Consider the following 16,461-nt stretch of genomic DNA (forward strand, 5'->3'; position numbering starts at 1 on the left):
GTTCAGCCGCGCGTTTTTGCCGCCAGCCGCTCGAGTGCGAAGTCGAGTGCGTACAGATAGCCTTTTCAGCCGAGACCTCAGACAACGCCTTTTGCCGCGTCTGAAAAGTAAGCGTGATGCCGGAACGCCTTGCGCCTTCGTGACTGGTTGGAAACGTCGAACGCTGCGCGCCGGATCCGGACGCCCGCTGCGTCAGCGCGTGATCGATTTCCGTCAGAACGACGCGCCCGTACATGGCAGGTTCGCGGGTGCCTAACAGAATGAGATTGGAGCCGCGCGGCTCCAGCAGTCGTGACATAGTCGCTTCGGTTTGTCCGGAATTGGGCGCACTTTAGCGCTGATTAGAGAATTTTGTCTAGTTTTACCGCGCAAGGCAGTTTGGCGCACCGGGAGAAATTACACGAAGATGCGCCCGAGCGGTCACATGTTCTCTCAAAAATGCGGAAAAAGCGTCCAACGCGCGCCGAACGCGCTCGAATGTCGAGGATGCTGGCGTGAAAACTTACAGCGCGTCGAGCGTCTGCTTAAGTTCTTTAGGATCGACTTCGCCTAGTTTTGTCGAACGAACGACGCCTTTTGCGTCGATTACGACGGTAAACGGCAAGCCGCCCGCCGTATTGCCGAATGCGCGCGCAAGGTCCGCGCCGCCAAATCCCGCTATGTAGACGGGGTAGTTCACCGGGACTTTCTGCAGGAAGCCGTTGACGTTCTTATCGGTATCCACGCCGAGGCCAACGAACGTGATGCCCTTCTTCTCATACTCGCGATGCAACGCGGCAAGCGCCGGCATCTCCTTCACGCACGGCGCGCACCACGACGCCCAGAAATTGACGACGACCGCTTTGCCCTTGAACGACGCAATGCTTTGCGTCGTGCCGTCGGCGTTCTGGAGTTGCGCGTGCCAAAGTTGATCGACTGCGCTGCCGGTGGACGCGGCCTCGCTCGATCCGCCGCCCATCGCCAGATGGCCCGCGTAATAACCGCCGCCCGTCGCCACGAGCGCGACGACGAGCGCCGCGAAAATACGTTTGGAGTTCATCGGAAGTGCCGTAAATGCCGGATTAGTGATCGACGGCCGCCGGTGGCGGCGCATCTTTGGAGTCGGTCGAGGCGGGGCGTTCGAGCAGTGCGCGTACCGCCGCGGTGTTCGCCCGCGACAGGCGTCCACGATGGTCGGCGCGCACGGCGCCGCGCAAGTCGTTGGTGTCGTAGAGCGCGATATGCAGGCCCATCGGCGCTTCGTCGCGAGTCGGGCGCGTCAGGAAGCTGAGCGTTTCGACGTAGCCGCGTCCGGCGAAATGGCGCGTCTCGGAAACGTCGTATTGAATGTTGGCGTTCAGCAGATAAATCGCGACTTCCTTCGGGTTGTCGCAGAAACATTGCAGATGAATGTCGGAATGTTCGCCCGCCGTGCCGTTCAGCACGGCGCCAGTCAGATACGGATTGAATGGCTCAAGGCGCAGCATCCAGTCGAGCGCGACTTCGCGCATGCGCCGCAACACGGCGGGCTGGCTGTCGCTCTGGAAAATCGCTTGGTACTCGCGGATTTCCTCTTCGATCTGATCGTTGTCCGGGAGCCATTCGCCGCCCACTTTCGTCTCGCCTACCACTTGCCGCGCAGCCTTGCGCTTCGCGGTGGAATAGTCGAGCCCGTCTTCGGCGATCATCCGCGCAGCCGCAATGGCGATTTCCTCGCGCACCCGTAGCGGATCGAAATGTGATTTGCGAACCATGGCTGAATCATACAAGAGATTGCCGGACCTTCCGTGCGCCGCCGGACGCCGGAACGGCCAACCGCCGGAGAGCCGGAGGCCGGAACGCCCGGCGCGCTCGGTTACAATATGACGCTTCGGTGCGGGCGGATTTCCGCCGGCACCCGGCACCTTCGCGGACGGGCGTTTCACGTTCTCTGCCCGTCCAGGTTTTCCGCAATGACGCCCGCGCGGCGCGACACGGTTTATGCACATCCACATCCTCGGTATCTGCGGCACGTTCATGGGCGGTCTCGCCGTTCTGGCTCGCGAGGCGGGCCACAAGGTCACCGGCTGCGACGCCGGCGTCTACCCGCCGATGAGCACGCAGCTCGAAGCGCAGGGTATCGAACTGATTGAAGGGTACGGCGTCGAGCAACTGTCGCTCGAACCCGATCTGTTCGTAATCGGCAACGTGGTGTCGCGCGGCAATCCGCTGATGGAAGCAATTCTCGATCGCGGCCTGCCGTACACGTCCGGTCCGCAATGGCTCGGCGAGCACGTGCTGGCGGGAAAATGGGTGCTGGCGGTAGCTGGAACGCACGGCAAGACCACCACGAGTTCGATGCTCGCGTGGCTGCTGGAAGACGCGGGCATGAACCCCGGCTTCCTGATCGGCGGCGTGCCGCTGAACTTCGGCATTTCGGCGCGGCTGACGGATTCGAGTTTCTTCGTGATCGAAGCCGACGAATACGACACCGCGTTTTTCGACAAGCGCTCCAAGTTCGTCCACTACCGGCCGCGTACGGCCGTCCTGAACAATCTCGAATTCGATCACGCCGACATCTTTGCCGATCTCGCCGCGATCGAAACGCAGTTTCATCACCTTGTCCGGACGGTGCCGGGCGTCGGGCGGATCGTGTCGAACGGGCGTGAAGACGCGCTCGACCGCGTGCTTTCGCGCGGCTGCTGGTCGGGCGTCGAGCGTTTTGGTGTCGAAGGCGGCTGGCAGGCGTTGCCCGCGACCGACGGCGCGCGCGTCGATGAACAATTCGCGGTTTATTGGGCGGGCGAGCGGATGGGCGTCGTGGACTGGCACGTGCAGGGCGAGCACAACCGCATGAATGCGCTGGCGGCGATCGCGGCGGCGCGCTCGGTTGGCGTGCCGCCCGCGCAGGCGGCGCAATCGCTCGCGAGCTTTCGCAACGTCAAGCGACGCATGGAAGTGAAAGGCAGCGTGGACGGCGTGACCGTCTACGACGACTTCGCGCACCATCCGACCGCGATCGACACGACCGTCGCGGGCTTGCGCACACGCATCGGCAATTCACGCATTCTCGCCGTGCTCGAACCGCGTTCGAACACGATGAAACTCGGCACGATGAAAGCCCAGTTGCCCGCGAGCCTCGGCGGTGCGGATCTCGTTTTCGGTTACGGCGCGCGCGAAGGGCGCGACAAGCTCGGCTGGGATCTCGGCGAGGCGTTATCGCCGCTCGGCGACAAGGCGCGCGCGTTCGACGAAATCGAGCCGCTCGTCAAAGCCGTCGTGGCGGCGGCCCGTCCCGGCGACCACATTCTCGTGATGAGTAACGGCGGCTTCGGCGGCGTGCATCAGAAATTGCTGGACGCGCTGTCGGCGCGGCCGCGTGGAGAACTCGCGTGATTCTTTATCTGCACGGTTTCCGCTCGTCCCCGCAGTCGTTCAAGGCGCGCGTGATGGCCGCGCGGCTCGCGGAAGCCGGCCGGTCCGCGGAGTGGCGTTGTCCGAGCCTGCCGGTGTCGCCGCGCGAGGCCATCGAGCTCGCGGAAAAACTCGCAGCCGAGGCGCAAAAGGACGAGCCGATCACCGTGGTCGGCAGTTCGCTCGGCGGCTTTTACGCGACGTATCTCGCGGAAAAGCACGGCTGGCCGGCCGTGCTGCTGAATCCGGCCGTGGTGCCGGATCGCGATCTCAGCGCGTATCTCGGCGAACAGCCGCTGTGGCACGGCGGCGGCAGCGTGGTCGTCACGCCGCGGCATCTGGAAGAACTGCGCGCGCTGACGGTCGCATCGATCACGCGTCCCGAGCGCTACTATCTGATCGCGGCGACCGGCGACGAAGTGCTCGATTACCGAACCATGCTGGACCATTATCCGAATGTGCGAACCACGCTGATCCAGGGCGGCGACCACGCGCTCAGCGATTTCCCGGCGCATCTCGATGCGGTGCTCGCGTTCTGTGCGCAGAGGCAATCCGCGCCGATGGCGCCAGCCGCCTGAGCGCTATGCATCGAACCGTCGCCAAGTTGCGCTAAACGAAGCCAACACGCGGCAATCCAATTTTCACCGGCGCGCGCGATGTGCCGGTTCACAGTCTTACGAGAGTATTGAGTGAACGTTTTCTTCGAGGAATCGGGTAGTTTCAAGGCCGGCGCAGTCCTGTCCAAGCAGGGCGACGCGTTCCAGGTCGAGTTGCCGGGCGGCCGGCGCGCGAAGGTGCGCGCGAAAGACGTGCTGATCGAGTTCGAAAAACCCGGCGCGGGCGATCTGATGCAGCAGGCGGACACCGTCGCGCAGGATATCGATCTGGACTTCCTGTGGGAATGCGCGCCCGAAGACGAATTTCCGTTCGCGACGCTCGGCGCGGATTACTTCGGCGATAAATTCGGCGCGGTCGAACGCGCGGCGCTCGTGCTGCGCATGCACGGCGCGCCGGTGTATTTTCGGCGCAAGGGTCGCGGGCAATATCAGCGCGCGCCGCAGGAGCAACTGAAAATGGCGCTCGCCGGGCTGGAGCGCAAGCGCCAGCAGGCGCTCGTGCAGGCGGGCTACGAAGAGGAACTGAAGGCGGGCAAGCTGCCCGACGCGCTGGTGGGCAAGGCGATCGGCCTTTTGACCAAGCCCGACAAGAACGCGATCGAGTACAAGGCGCTCGAAGCGGCGGCGGCGGCGCGCGGCATTTCGCAGGCGCGGCTGATGCTCGAATGCGGTGGCATTCCGTCGGCGCGCGCGCTGCACGAAGCGCGCTTTCTGTCCGAGTTCTTCCCGCACGGGATCGGCTTTCCGGCGGTTCAGGTGCCGCCGCTTCCGGACGATCTGCCGGAAGCGAACGTGCGCGCGTTCTCTATCGACGACGTTACGACCACTGAAATCGACGATGCGTTTTCCGTCGAGCATCTCGCCGATGGCCGCGTGCGCGTGGGCGTGCACATCGCCGCGCCCGCGCTCGGCATCACGCGCGGCGACATGGTGGACGCGATTGCGCGAACGCGCTTGTCGACGGTCTACATGCCCGGCGACAAGATCACGATGCTGCCCGATAGCGTCGTCGAAACGTTCACGCTGGCCGAAGGCGGTTTGCGCCCGGCGTTGTCGCTCTACATCATCGTGAATCGCGAGACGCAGGAAATCGTCGCGTCGGAAACGCGCGCGGAACGCGTGTTTATCGCGAGCAATCTGCGCCATAACCATCTCGATGAGCACGTCACCGAGGAAACGCTCGCGGCGGGTTCGGGCGATTATCCGCACAAGGACGACATCGCGGTGCTCTGGCCGCTCGCGCAGGCGCTGTTCGAAAAGCGCCAGGAAGCGCGCGCGACTTACGGCCTGCGCCGCGAAGTCCAGCGCAACAACGACTTCAACTTTTATGTGGAAGGCGAGCACATCACGATCACGCCGCGCCGGCGCGGTTCGCCGCTCGATCTGATCGTCGCTGAACTGGCGATTCTCGCGAATTCGTCGTGGGGCGCGTTCCTGAACGATCACGGCGTGCCGGGCATTTATCGCTCGCAGCGCGGTTTCGGCGGGCCGGGTCCGAAGCGCACGCGCATGCAGACGACGCCCGCGCCGCACGAAGGGCTTGGCGTCGCGCAATACGCTTGGAGCACGTCGCCGCTGCGTCGCTACGTCGACTTGGTGAATCAGTGGCAATTGCTCGCGTGCGTGCATCACGGCGTGACGGCCGCGTTCGCCGCGCCGTTCAAGCCGAAGGACGCGGATTTGTTCGCCGTCGTGCAAGGTTTCGACGACACGTATTCCGCCTACGCCGACCATCAGCGCCGGATGGAATATTTCTGGTGTCTGCGCTGGCTGACGCAAGAGGGCAAGAAGCACGTCGCGGCGTCGGTGGTGAAGGACGACCTCGTGCGTCTGGACGACATTCCGCTGATGCTGCACGTTCCCGGCCTCGGAGTCCACGCGCGCGGCACGAAGGTGATGCTGGATGTGATGTCGATCGACGAACTCACCGTTGAAGCGTCGTGCCGTCTGCTGCATGTGATCGACGCACCCGCGCCGTCCGCCGCCGACACGCAAGCCGAAGCCGAAGAGGAAGAGATCGTCGAATCCGACGATCTCAGCGCGGAAAGCGAAGCTGAAGCGCAGGCGGAAGCGTCGGCCGAATCTACGGAAGCGTCTGATTCTGCGGACCAGCATTCACCCGACACGGCCGCGCCCGACGCGACCGACGCCACGGAGTCCACGCGATGAATCGCGACCGCTACGCCGTCATCGGCAATCCTGTCGAACATAGCAAGTCGCCGTGGATCCACGCGCGTTTCGCGCAGAAGACGGGCGAAGCGGTGGAATACGGGCGCATTCGCGGCACCATCGGCGCGTTCGAGCAGGACGTGCGCGCGTTTATCGCGGCGGGCGGGCGCGGCATGAATGTGACCGTGCCGTTCAAACTCGAAGCGCACGCGCTCGCGAATTCGCTGACGCCGCGCGCGGCGGCGGCGGGCGCGGTCAACACCTTGTCGTTCACCGCCGACGGCATCCAGGGCGACAACACCGACGGCGCCGGCCTCGTGCGCGATATCGAGCAGAACCTCGGCGTCGATCTGCTCGGCGCGCGCGTTTTGCTGCTCGGCGCGGGCGGCGCGGCGCGTGGCGTCGTGTTGCCGATTTTCGAGCGCAAGCCCGCCGCGCTGACCATCGCGAATCGCACGGCCGCGAAAGCGCAGCAACTCGTCGATCAGTTCGCCGACGCCGCGCACGCCGCGAACGTGCGCTTTTCGGGCGGCGGCGCGGATGCGGTGGAAGCGGGCGTCTACGACGTGATCGTCAATGCGACGGCGGGCAGTCTCGACGGCGCGCTGCCGGATTGCGACGACGCGGCGTTCGGTCCGGGCACGCTTGCCTACGACATGATGTACAGCGCGCAGCCGACCGTGTTCATGCGCCACGCGAGCGCGCTCGGCGCGCGCGTCGCGGATGGACTCGGGATGCTCGTCGAGCAGGCGGCGGAATCGTTTTATGTGTGGCGCGGCGTGCGGCCCGATGGCGGCGAAGCGCTGCGCGAACTGCGCCGCGTGCTGAAGACGGCGTAACGGGCACGACCCGCGTACGACCTCGGGGCGCTGGCTGGGCCACAAAATCTACCGACGATGACAACAACAAAACGTCCCAGTCCGGCGCGCTGGATTTTCTACGGCGTCGCGGTGCTCGGCATCGCGTTTCTCGCGACGCAGCTCTATTTTTTCGCGCAGATCGGCATCTGGACGGTGGTGAATCCATCGTCGACGGCGTTTATGCGCTCGGACGCATGGCGGCTTGCGCAGGAACGGCCAGGCGTGCCGGTGCAGCGAATCTGGGTGCCCTACGACCAGATTTCGCGCAACCTGAAGCGCGCGATCATCGCCTCCGAGGATGCCAATTTCGTCAATAACAACGGCTACGAAACCGACGCCATTCTGCAGGCCTGGGAAAAGAACAAGGCGCGCGGGAAGATCGTCGCGGGCGGCTCCACGATTTCGCAGCAGCTTGCGCGAAATCTGTTTCTGTCGCGGGAAAAAAGCTATATCCGCAAGGGCGAAGAGCTCGTCATCACGTCGATGCTCGAATTGTGGATGGATAAAGAGCGCATCTACGAGATCTATCTGAATTCGGTGGAGTGGGGCAACGGTGTCTATGGCGCGGAAGCCGCGGCGCGCTATTACTACAAGACGTCGGCGTCGAAACTCACGGCCGGGCAAAGCGCGCGGCTCGCCGTTATGTTGCCGCGCCCGAAATACTTCGACGAGCATCGCAATTCGCCTTATCTCGCGCAGCGCGCGGGCGTGATCGCGCGGCGGATGGGCGCGGCGGAGTTGCCGCAGTAAAGCTTTCGTGTGCCGAATCTCCCAAAAGCCCTGATCGTCCGATCGGGGCTTTTTGCTTCCGGTCGCTCAAACCCGATTGTTTAGTGTAGTGAACTGATTTTTAAGGGTTTTCTATCGTAAATGAAAGCAATCCGAAAGCGCGAAACTCCCATTATATGAGCAGCACAATCACATATTGAATTTTTGAGAGAGCCGGATCTAAAATCCGTTCACAGCCAGAAAGGCATCACGCGAGTGCGCCGGAACCCCGTTCCGAGCACACGCGCCGACATAAGAACGGAGACAATCCATGCACCCGATCCCTGATCCGATCGCTCGTCCACGCTCGCTCGAAGCCGCATCGTTCCCGCTTTCGAAGTCGCTTTCGAAGTCGCTTTCGAAGTCGCTTGTGAAGCCGCTCTTGAAGCCGCTCATGAAGCCACCTTCGGCCCGCTCCCGGCCCCACTGACGTTCTCGCGCGTCGCAAGCAGAGCGCGCCGCCTTGCAGCGTTACCCCGCCGAACGAGTCCCGTACCGAACCGGTCCAGAGCACGCAACGAGTACGCACCGAGCGCCATGATCAAATCCCTGAATTCCGAACTCGACTCCGCCTCGCACGCGGCCGAAACCGCGGATAAGTCCGACGGTCACGTCGGCGGTAACGAACACGCGAATCACGCCGATCTCGCCCGGCCCAACGCGCTGCTCGATCTCACGCCGCAGCAGGCCGGCACGCAAACGCTGCTGCGCGGCCTCGCCATTCTCGAAGCCGCCGCTGCGGGCGCGCGCGATCTGCGCGCGTTCGGCGCGGCCCTCGGCACGACCCGTAGCACGACGCACCGGCTCGTCAGTTCGCTCGTGCAGGCGCGGTATCTGCGTCAGGTGCAGGGCGGTTATCTGCTTGGGCCGAAGCTGATCGAACTCGGCACCATCGCGCTCGAACAGATGCCGCTCACCGCCGTCGCGCGTCCGCATCTCGAAGCGCTGGCGCAGCACACGCACGACACGATCCACCTCGGCGTGCGCGACGGCGACGACGTGCTCTACATCGACAAAATCCCCGGCACGCGCGGGCTGGAAATGCGCTCGCGCGTCGGCCACCGGATGCCGCTCGCGTCCACAGGCATCGGCAAGGCGATGATGCTCGACCTCGCGCCCGAGTACTGGAAGAAGCTGCTCGACGCGTCGCATCGCGCGCTCGCTGGCGCGATTTTCAAGCCGGATCACCGTCCCGACTCCGATACCTTCATGCAGCGCATGACGCGCTATTCGCAAGGCGGCTTCACGTTCGATCTCGAAGAAAACGAAGCGTCGATCCGCTGCGTCGCCGCGCCGGTGCGCGATGCGTCGGGTGCGATCGTCGCGGCGCTGTCGGTCGCGAGCACGATTCCTTACATGCCGCACGAGCGCATGGACGAACTGATTCCGGTCGTGCAGCGCGAGGCGCGCGCGATCTCGGAAGAATTGGGCTGGCGCGTGCCGCAGCCGACAACCCGCAGGATCAAACGATGAACGACGGCTCTTCTTTCGCCGCTGCCGCGCTGATCGCGCTCGACTGGGGCACGACGTCCCTGCGCGCGTATCTGCTCGACGAACACGGCGCGCCGCTCGACTCGGTTTCGTCGTCGGCGGGCATCATGAAGTTGCCGGATGGCGGCTTCGATCAGGTCTTCGACGAAACCTGCGGCGCGTGGCTCGCCGCGCGGCCCGGTCTGCCCGTGATCGCGGCGGGCATGGTCGGCAGTGCGCAGGGCTGGCTCGAAGCGCCGTACGTTGAAACGCCCGCCGGAGCCGCCGCGCTCGTCGCCGGGCTGGTCCAGGTCACGGCGAAAAACGGCGCAACCGTGAATATCGTGCCCGGCGTGCTCGAACCCGGCGCGCTGCCGAACGTCATGCGCGGCGAGGAAACGCAGATTTTCGGCGCGCTCGCCGGCGACGCATCTCTCGAAAGCGAGCCGGACGGCGCGCTGATCGGCTTGCCCGGCACGCACGCGAAATGGGCGTTCGTGCGGCATGGCCGGATCGAGCGGTTTTATACGTTCATGACCGGCGAGACGTTCGGTGCGCTGCGCGACCACACGATCCTCGGCCGCACGATGCGTCACGCCGATCAGCCGGACACCGCCGCCTTCCTGCGCGGCGTCGATACCGCGAAAAACGCCGGTCACGCGGGCATGCTCGCGACCATTTTCAGCACGCGCACGCTCGGCCTCACCGGCCAGCTTGCGCCCGAACAGCAGGCCGATTACCTCTCGGGCCTCTTGATCGGCCATGAATTGCGCGGGTTGAACGAAGTGCTGGCGCGCGAACAATCGACGCTCGCGGGCAAGACGCTGCGCCTGATCGGCAACGACGCGCTCTGCGAACGCTACCGCGCGGCGCTCGCGCGCTACGGCTGCGACGACGCGAAAACCGTCGCGCACGCGACCGAGCGCGGCCTGCATCGGATCGCCGCCGAAGCCGGACTGATTGCACCCGGAATCCGGGCGGCCTGACGGGCGGCCTGATCCATTTAGGAGTTACACCATGCAGCCTCACATCAATCTTCCCGCGCCGTATGCACCGCACGCCGGACTCGACGCCGCGTTCAGCGCGTGTCCGCTGATCGCGATCCTGCGCGGCGTGACGCCCGCCGACGCCGCCGATCACGGCCTCGCGCTGTATGAAGCGGGCTTTCGGATCGTCGAGGTGCCGCTCAATTCGCCGCAGCCGTTCGACAGCATCGCGGCGATTCGCGCTGCGTTGCCCGCCGATGCGATCGTCGGCGCGGGCACCGTGCTGCACGCGAGCTTTGTCGCGGACGTGAAGGCGGCGGGCGGCGATTTGATCGTGATGCCGCACAGCGACGCCGACGTGATCCGCGCGGCGAAGGCGCAAGGTCTGGCGTGCGCGCCGGGCGTCGCCACGCCGAACGAGGCGTTCCTTGCGCTGAAAAACGGCGCGGACGTGCTGAAGATGTTCCCCGCCGAGCAGTTGGGCGCGCACGTCGTCAAGGCGTGGCGCGCGGTGATCGCGGCGGAAGTACCGCTCGTGCCGGTCGGCGGGATCACGCCGGACAACATGGGACCGTTCCTCACGGCGGGCGCGAACGGCTTCGGCCTCGGCTCGGCGCTGTACAAGCCGGGCCAGAGCGCGGCGGTCACAGGCTCCCACGCGAAGGCTTACGTGAACGGCTTGCGCGTTGCGCGGGGTCAGAAGAAATGAAGCGGCTCGCCGGCAAGACCGCGCTGATCACGGGCGCCGGACGCGGGATCGGCGCGGCGATCGCGCTGGCGTTCGCGCGCGAAGGCGCGTCGGTCGTGCTCGCGGAACTGGATCTCGACACCGCCCGCGAAACGGCTGCGCGGATCACGGAAGCGACGGGTTCCGCCGCCGTGCTCGCGGTTCAAACGGACGTGACGCATAGCGCGTCGGTGCAGAACGCGGTGCGCGAAGCCGAGGCGCGATTCGGCGCGGTCGGCGTGCTGGTGAACAACGCGGGCATCAACATGTTCCGCGATCCGCTCACCCTCACCGACGAAGACTGGCGGCGCTGTTTCGCGGTCGACCTCGACGGCGTCTGGAACGGTTGCCGCGCGGTGCTGCCGGGCATGGTCGAGCGGGGCGCGGGAAGTATCGTGAATATCGCGTCCACGCACAGTTTCAAGATCATTCCGGGCTGCTTTCCGTATCCGGTGGCGAAGCACGGCGTGATCGGATTGACGCGCGCGCTCGGGATCGAATATGCCGCCCGGCAGGTGCGCGTGAACGCTATCGCGCCGGGTTATATCGAGACGCAGTTGACGCTCGACTGGTGGAACGAACAGGCCGATCCGAAAGCCGCGCGTCAGGCGACGCTCGATCTCCAGCCGATGAAACGTATCGGCCGGCCGGAAGAAGTGGCGATGACGGCCGTGTTTCTCGCCTCCGACGAAGCGCCGTTCATCAACGCGAGCTGCATCACGGTGGATGGCGGACGTTCGGCGCTGTATCACGACTGAAGAACGACTGAAGAACGACTGAAGAACGACTGAAGAAAGACTGAAGACGTTCCGAATACGGATGACGCACTGGCCGCGGTGCGCCGTCACGACAAGAAGACGCGGCCACACACCTTCGTTATATCAAGTTCAGGAGACACGACATGAAACGCAGAATGTTCCTCACGCTGGTTGCCGCGACGACCGCTGCAAGCGCCACGATGCTCGCCGCTCCGGTGGCGCAGGCCGCCGACAGCGTCAAGATCGGCTTTCTGGTGAAGCAGCCGGAAGAACCGTGGTTCCAGGACGAGTGGAAATTCGCCGAAGCCGCCGCCAAGGAGAAGGGCTTCACACTGGTGAAGATCGGCGCGCCGTCGGGTGAAAAGGTGATGAGCGCGATCGACAATCTGGCCGCGCAAAAGGCGCAGGGCTTCGTGATCTGCACGCCGGACGTCAAGCTCGGACCGGGCATCGTCGCGAAGGCGAAAGCCGACGGCCTGAAGATGATGACGGTCGACGACCGCCTGGTTGACGGCGCGGGCAAGCCGATCGAATCCGTGCCGCACATGGGCATCTCGGCTTACAACATCGGCAAGCAAGTGGGCGAAGGCATCGCGGCTGAAATCAAGAAGCGCGGCTGGGACATGAAGGACGTCGGCGCGATCGACGTGACGTTCGAGCAACTGCCGACCGCGCATGACCGCACCGCCGGCGCCGCCGACGCGCTGGTTGCCGCCGGTTTCCCGAAGGCGAACATCGTGATGGCGCCGCAAGCCAAGACCGACACGGAAAACGCGTTCAACGCAGCGAACATCGCGCTGACGAAGAACACGAACTTCAAGCATTGGGTCGCGTTCGGCCTGAACGACGAAGCCGTGCTCGGCGCGGTGCGCGCAGCGGAAGGTCGCGGCTTCAAGGCGGACAACATGATCGGCGTGGGGATCGGCGGTTCGGATTCGGCTCTGAACGAATTCAAGAAGCCGAACCCGACGGGCTTCTACGGCACGGTCATCATCAGCCCGAAGCGCCACGGCGAAGAAACGTCGGAACTGATGTACGCGTGGATCAAGGACGGCAAGCAGCCGCCGCTGCTCACGCTCACGAGCGGCATGCTCGCGACGCGTGACAACGTGGCCGACGTGCGCCAGAAGATGGGCCTCGCCGCCAACTAAGGCGTCGGGTACGAGTAACGGGAAGACGCTGCCCGCGCGGTTCATCGCGTGGGCGGCCGCAACGAATTCAGGAGGCGATGTGTCAGCGACGCTGCGTTTTGACAATATCGGCAAGGTGTTTCCAGGCGTGCGCGCGCTCGACGGCGTGTCGTTCGACGTCAACGCCGGCGAAGTTCACGGCTTGATGGGCGAGAACGGCGCAGGTAAATCGACCTTGCTCAAGGTGCTCGGCGGCGAGTACCAGCCGGATTCCGGACGCGTTTTGATCGACGGGAACGAGGTGCGTTTTACGAGCGCGGCTTCGTCGATCGCGGCGGGAATCGCGGTGATTCACCAGGAATTGCAGTACGTGCCGGATCTCACCGTGGCCGAAAACCTGCTGCTCGGCGCGCTGCCGAACACGTTCGGCTGGGTGAACAAGCGCGAGGCGAAAAAGCACGTGCGCGAGCGGCTCGTGCAGATGGGCGTGGATCTCGATCCGAACGCGAAGCTGCGCAAGCTCTCGATCGCGCAGCGCCAGATGGTGGAAATCTGCAAGGCGCTGTTGCGCAACGCGCGGGTGATCGCGCTCGACGAGCCGACGAGTTCGCTCTCGCACCGCGAGACCGAAGTGCTGTTCAAGCTCGTGCGCGGCCTGCAGGCGGACAACCGGGCGCTGATTTATATCTCGCACCGGATGGACGAGATTTACGAACTCTGCAGCACCTGCACGATTTTCCGCGATGGCCGCAAGATCGCGTCGCATCCGCATTTGTCGGACGTACCGCGCGATACGCTGGTTCAGGAAATGGTCGGACGTGAAATTTCGGATATTTACGACTACAAACCGCGCGAACTCGGCCCGGTGCGCTTTTCGGCGCAAAACATTCAGGGCGATGCGTTGCACGGCGCGGCGAACTTCGAAGTGCGGCGCGGTGAAATCGTCGGATTTTTCGGGCTGGTCGGCGCGGGGCGCAGCGAACTGATGCACCTCGTGTACGGCGCGGACAAGAAAAAGGGCGGCACGCTCACGCTCGACGGCAAGGCCATCAAGGTGCGTAGCACCGGCGAGGCGATCCGCAACGGGATCGTGCTGTGTCCGGAGGACCGCAAGGAAGAGGGGATTGTCGCGATGGCGACGGTGGCGGAGAACATCAATATTTCGTGCCGTCGGCATTACTTGCACGCGGGGCTTTTCCTCGATCGCAAGAAGGAAGCCGCGACGGCCGAGCGTTTTATCAAGTTGCTGAAGATCAAGACGCCGAGCCGCAAGCAGAAAATCCGTTTCTTGTCGGGCGGCAATCAGCAGAAGGCGATTTTGTCGCGGTGGCTGGCCGAGCCGGACCTGAAGGTCGTGATCCTCGATGAACCGACGCGGGGGATCGACGTCGGGGCAAAGCACGAGATCTACAACGTGATTTATCAGTTGGCCGAGCGCGGTTGCGCGATTGTGATGATTTCGTCGGAATTGCCGGAGGTGCTTGGGGTGTCGGACCGGATTGTAGTGATGCGGCAGGGGCGGATTGCGGGGGAGTTGTCGCGGGCGAATGCTAGTGAACAGTCGGTGTTGAATCTTGCGTTGCCGCAGTCGGAGGAGGAGGCGGAGGCGGCCTGATCGGCGGAGGGTTGGGGCGCTGGCGCTTAGGGGTGGTTTGGTTTCTTTAACGGTTTCTGGGAACTTGCTTTCGTGTCGGTTTATTAGCACGCCGCTGTGCGCGGCAGCAGTCACTTTCTTTGCTGCTGCAAAGAAAGTAACCAAAGAAAGCAGCTAGTCCGTCTAAGTGTCCACCACGAACCGTAACCCGGAGTGGCACGCAAGCTGATTCGGCCATCGCACCACACAACAAAGTGGAGCCGCTCATCCAACCCGGCAGGCACGAAGTGCCCGCCGGAACGGCATAACCGAACAACCAAACCGACCGCCGAACCAAGCAAGCGAACCAAGCAAGCGAACCAAGCAAGCGAACCAAGCAAGCGAACCAAGCAAGCGAACCAAGCAAGCGAACCAAGCAAGCGAACCAAGCAAGCGAACCGAGCAAGCGAACCGACCGCTGGTTTTTGATGTACCCGTCGTCCGAGCGTAGCGAGGATGGAACTGAGAGGAGCTGTGCCAATTCGTTTGAGTGTGCGGTGTGCGAGTCAGCCTGCGCGCCTATCCGGGTGGTTATGTGGGAGAGACACTTAGGCGGATAAGCTGCTTTCTTTGCTTACTTTCTTTGCAGCAGCAAAGAAAGTGAGTCCCGCCCCGGACAGGGGCAGAGCTAATAGACGTACACGAAACCAAGTTTCCAGTAAGCGCTAGGCAACAAGAGCAAAAGCGCAAGCAAACCGAACCCGTACAAGTTTCCAGTAAGCGCTAGGCAACAAGAGCAAAAGCGCAAGCAAACCAAACCCGTACAAGTTTCCAGCAAGCGCTAGGCAACAAGAGCAAAAGCGCAAGCAAACCGAACCCGTACAAGTTTCCAGTAAGCGCTAGGCAACAAGAGCAAAAGCGCAAGCAAACCAAACCCGTACAAGTTTCCAGTAAGCGCCAGGCAACAAAAGCAAAAGCGCGAGCAAACCAAACCCGTCGCCAGCAACAAAGAGATACAGGAGCAAATCATGGAAGTCAGAGAAAACATCACCAACACGCTGGTACCAGCAAAGAACGACAAGCAAAAATGGTGGCAACAAATCACCGAGTACAGCTTGATCGTGATCTTCATCGTGATGTTCGTCACGATGTCCGCGACCGTCGATCACTTCTTCTCCATCGAGAACATGCTCGGCCTCGCGCTGTCGATCTCGCAAATCGGCATGGTCGCCTGCACGATGATGTTCTGCCTCGCGTCGCGCGACTTCGACTTGTCGATCGGCTCGACCATCGCCTTCGCCGGCGTCCTCTGCGCGATGGTGCTCAACGCCACGGGCAACACGTTCATCGCGATCGTCGCGGCCGTCGCGGCCGGCGCCGCGATCGGCTTCGTGAACGGCGCGGTCATCGCGTACCTGCGCATCAACGCGCTGATCACGACGCTCGCGACGATGGAAATCGTGCGCGGCCTCGGCTTCATCGTGTCGCACGGTCAGGCGGTCGGCGTGTCGTCGGATACGTTCATCGCGCTCGGCGGCCTCGCGTTCTTCGGCATTTCGCTGCCGATCTGGGTGACGCTTGCGTGCTTTATCGTGTTTGGCGTATTGCTCAACCAAACGGTGTATGGTCGCAATACGCTCGCGATCGGCGGGAATCCGGAAGCGTCGCGGCTCGCGGGGATCAACGTGGAACGCACGCGGGTCTGGATCTTCCTGATCCAGGGCGCGGTCACGGCGCTGGCAGGCGTGATTCTCGCCTCGCGGATCACGTCGGGCCAGCCGAACGCGGCGCAGGGTTTCGAGCTGAACGTGATTTCGGCGTGCGTGCTGGGCGGCGTGTCGCTGCTCGGCGGCCGCGCGACGATTTCGGGCGTGGTGATCGGCGTGCTGATCATGGGCACGGTCGAGAACGTGATGAACCTGCTGAACATCGACGCGTTTTACCAGTACCTCGTGCGCGGCGCGATCCTGCTTGCCGCCGTGCTGCTCGACCAGTTGAAGAACCGCGGCTCGCGCGACTAACTCGCGCGGC

General features: G+C 63.7%; 14 protein-coding genes and 1 pseudogene. 12 read left to right on the top strand and 3 right to left on the bottom strand.

Annotated elements, in window-relative coordinates; translation table 11 throughout:
- Positions 1-2: 2 nt before the first annotated feature.
- From AC3D25_RS03555 to AC3D25_RS03565, 3 genes and pseudogenes are all read right to left on the bottom strand, one after another.
- Positions 3-298 (bottom strand): annotated as a pseudogene (locus AC3D25_RS03555) (type II 3-dehydroquinate dehydratase).
- Between the two features lie 204 nt (positions 299-502).
- Entirely contained in the window at positions 503-1,039 is a 537-nt protein-coding gene (locus AC3D25_RS03560; protein WP_488887103.1) for a TlpA family protein disulfide reductase, read from the bottom strand.
- A gap of 22 nt (positions 1,040-1,061) precedes the next feature.
- Positions 1,062-1,733: a UDP-N-acetylmuramate--alanine ligase gene (locus AC3D25_RS03565; RefSeq protein ID WP_488887104.1), complete on the bottom strand. Its 672-nt coding sequence runs from the start codon at positions 1,731-1,733 to the stop codon at positions 1,062-1,064.
- 226 nt (positions 1,734-1,959) lie between these two features.
- Here AC3D25_RS03565 and mpl point away from each other — a divergent pair, with 226 nt between their 5' ends.
- The 12 genes from mpl to araH all read left to right on the top strand — a co-directional run bounded on the left by mpl (position 1,960) and on the right by araH (position 16,451).
- Positions 1,960-3,354 carry a UDP-N-acetylmuramate:L-alanyl-gamma-D-glutamyl-meso-diaminopimelate ligase gene (gene mpl, locus AC3D25_RS03570; RefSeq protein ID WP_488887105.1) on the top strand — a complete coding sequence of 465 codons (1,395 nt, stop codon included), beginning with the start codon at positions 1,960-1,962 and terminating at the stop codon, positions 3,352-3,354.
- Entirely contained in the window at positions 3,351-3,950 is a 600-nt protein-coding gene (locus AC3D25_RS03575; protein ID WP_488887106.1) for a YqiA/YcfP family alpha/beta fold hydrolase, read from the top strand. The genes mpl and AC3D25_RS03575 overlap by 4 nt, the downstream gene beginning before the upstream one ends.
- 111 nt (positions 3,951-4,061) lie before the next feature.
- Positions 4,062-6,158, top strand: a complete 2,097-nt coding sequence (locus AC3D25_RS03580; protein ID WP_488887107.1) for a ribonuclease catalytic domain-containing protein — start codon at positions 4,062-4,064, stop codon at positions 6,156-6,158.
- Positions 6,155-6,997 (top strand): shikimate dehydrogenase, encoded by an 843-nt coding sequence (gene aroE, locus AC3D25_RS03585; RefSeq protein WP_488887108.1) that lies wholly within the window; start codon positions 6,155-6,157, stop codon positions 6,995-6,997. The genes AC3D25_RS03580 and aroE overlap by 4 nt, the downstream gene beginning before the upstream one ends.
- Before the next feature lie 57 nt (positions 6,998-7,054).
- Positions 7,055-7,768, top strand: a complete 714-nt coding sequence (gene mtgA, locus AC3D25_RS03590) for a monofunctional biosynthetic peptidoglycan transglycosylase (protein WP_488887109.1) — start codon at positions 7,055-7,057, stop codon at positions 7,766-7,768.
- Between the two features lie 555 nt (positions 7,769-8,323).
- Positions 8,324-9,259 (top strand): IclR family transcriptional regulator, encoded by a 936-nt coding sequence (locus tag AC3D25_RS03595; protein WP_488887110.1) that lies wholly within the window; start codon positions 8,324-8,326, stop codon positions 9,257-9,259.
- Positions 9,256-10,242, top strand: a complete 987-nt coding sequence (locus tag AC3D25_RS03600; RefSeq protein WP_488887111.1) for a 2-dehydro-3-deoxygalactonokinase — start codon at positions 9,256-9,258, stop codon at positions 10,240-10,242. The genes AC3D25_RS03595 and AC3D25_RS03600 overlap by 4 nt, the downstream gene beginning before the upstream one ends.
- A 31-nt stretch (positions 10,243-10,273) precedes the next feature.
- Positions 10,274-10,951, top strand: coding sequence for a 2-dehydro-3-deoxy-6-phosphogalactonate aldolase (locus AC3D25_RS03605; RefSeq protein ID WP_488887112.1), 678 nt, complete (start codon positions 10,274-10,276; stop codon positions 10,949-10,951).
- On the top strand, positions 10,948-11,727 hold the full coding sequence (locus tag AC3D25_RS03610) for an SDR family oxidoreductase (RefSeq protein ID WP_488887113.1): 780 nt from the start codon (positions 10,948-10,950) through the stop codon (positions 11,725-11,727). Before AC3D25_RS03605 ends, AC3D25_RS03610 begins: the two co-directional genes overlap by 4 nt.
- Before the next feature lie 143 nt (positions 11,728-11,870).
- Positions 11,871-12,878: an arabinose ABC transporter substrate-binding protein gene (locus AC3D25_RS03615; RefSeq protein WP_488887114.1), complete on the top strand. Its 1,008-nt coding sequence runs from the start codon at positions 11,871-11,873 to the stop codon at positions 12,876-12,878.
- A 79-nt stretch (positions 12,879-12,957) separates the two neighbouring features.
- Positions 12,958-14,472: an L-arabinose ABC transporter ATP-binding protein AraG gene (araG, locus tag AC3D25_RS03620; protein WP_488887115.1), complete on the top strand. Its 1,515-nt coding sequence runs from the start codon at positions 12,958-12,960 to the stop codon at positions 14,470-14,472.
- Positions 14,473-15,458: 986 nt separating this feature from the next.
- Entirely contained in the window at positions 15,459-16,451 is a 993-nt protein-coding gene (araH, locus tag AC3D25_RS03625; RefSeq protein WP_488887116.1) for an L-arabinose ABC transporter permease AraH, read from the top strand.
- Positions 16,452-16,461: the final 10 nt, after the last annotated feature.

The sequence above is a fragment of the Caballeronia sp. SL1002 genome, assembly GCF_057814995.1.

Coding starts and splice junctions, on each gene's coding strand:
- AC3D25_RS03560 (WP_488887103.1), bottom strand. CDS start 1,039: ATGAACTCCAAACGTATTTTCGCGGCGCTCGTCGTCGCGCTCGTGGCG.
- AC3D25_RS03565 (WP_488887104.1), bottom strand. CDS start 1,733: ATGGTTCGCAAATCACATTTCGATCCGCTACGGGTGCGCGAGGAAATC.
- mpl (WP_488887105.1), top strand. CDS start 1,960: ATGCACATCCACATCCTCGGTATCTGCGGCACGTTCATGGGCGGTCTC.
- aroE (WP_488887108.1), top strand. CDS start 6,155: ATGAATCGCGACCGCTACGCCGTCATCGGCAATCCTGTCGAACATAGC.
- mtgA (WP_488887109.1), top strand. CDS start 7,055: ATGACAACAACAAAACGTCCCAGTCCGGCGCGCTGGATTTTCTACGGC.
- AC3D25_RS03595 (WP_488887110.1), top strand. CDS start 8,324: ATGATCAAATCCCTGAATTCCGAACTCGACTCCGCCTCGCACGCGGCC.
- AC3D25_RS03600 (WP_488887111.1), top strand. CDS start 9,256: ATGAACGACGGCTCTTCTTTCGCCGCTGCCGCGCTGATCGCGCTCGAC.
- AC3D25_RS03605 (WP_488887112.1), top strand. CDS start 10,274: ATGCAGCCTCACATCAATCTTCCCGCGCCGTATGCACCGCACGCCGGA.
- AC3D25_RS03610 (WP_488887113.1), top strand. CDS start 10,948: ATGAAGCGGCTCGCCGGCAAGACCGCGCTGATCACGGGCGCCGGACGC.
- AC3D25_RS03615 (WP_488887114.1), top strand. CDS start 11,871: ATGAAACGCAGAATGTTCCTCACGCTGGTTGCCGCGACGACCGCTGCA.
- araH (WP_488887116.1), top strand. CDS start 15,459: ATGGAAGTCAGAGAAAACATCACCAACACGCTGGTACCAGCAAAGAAC.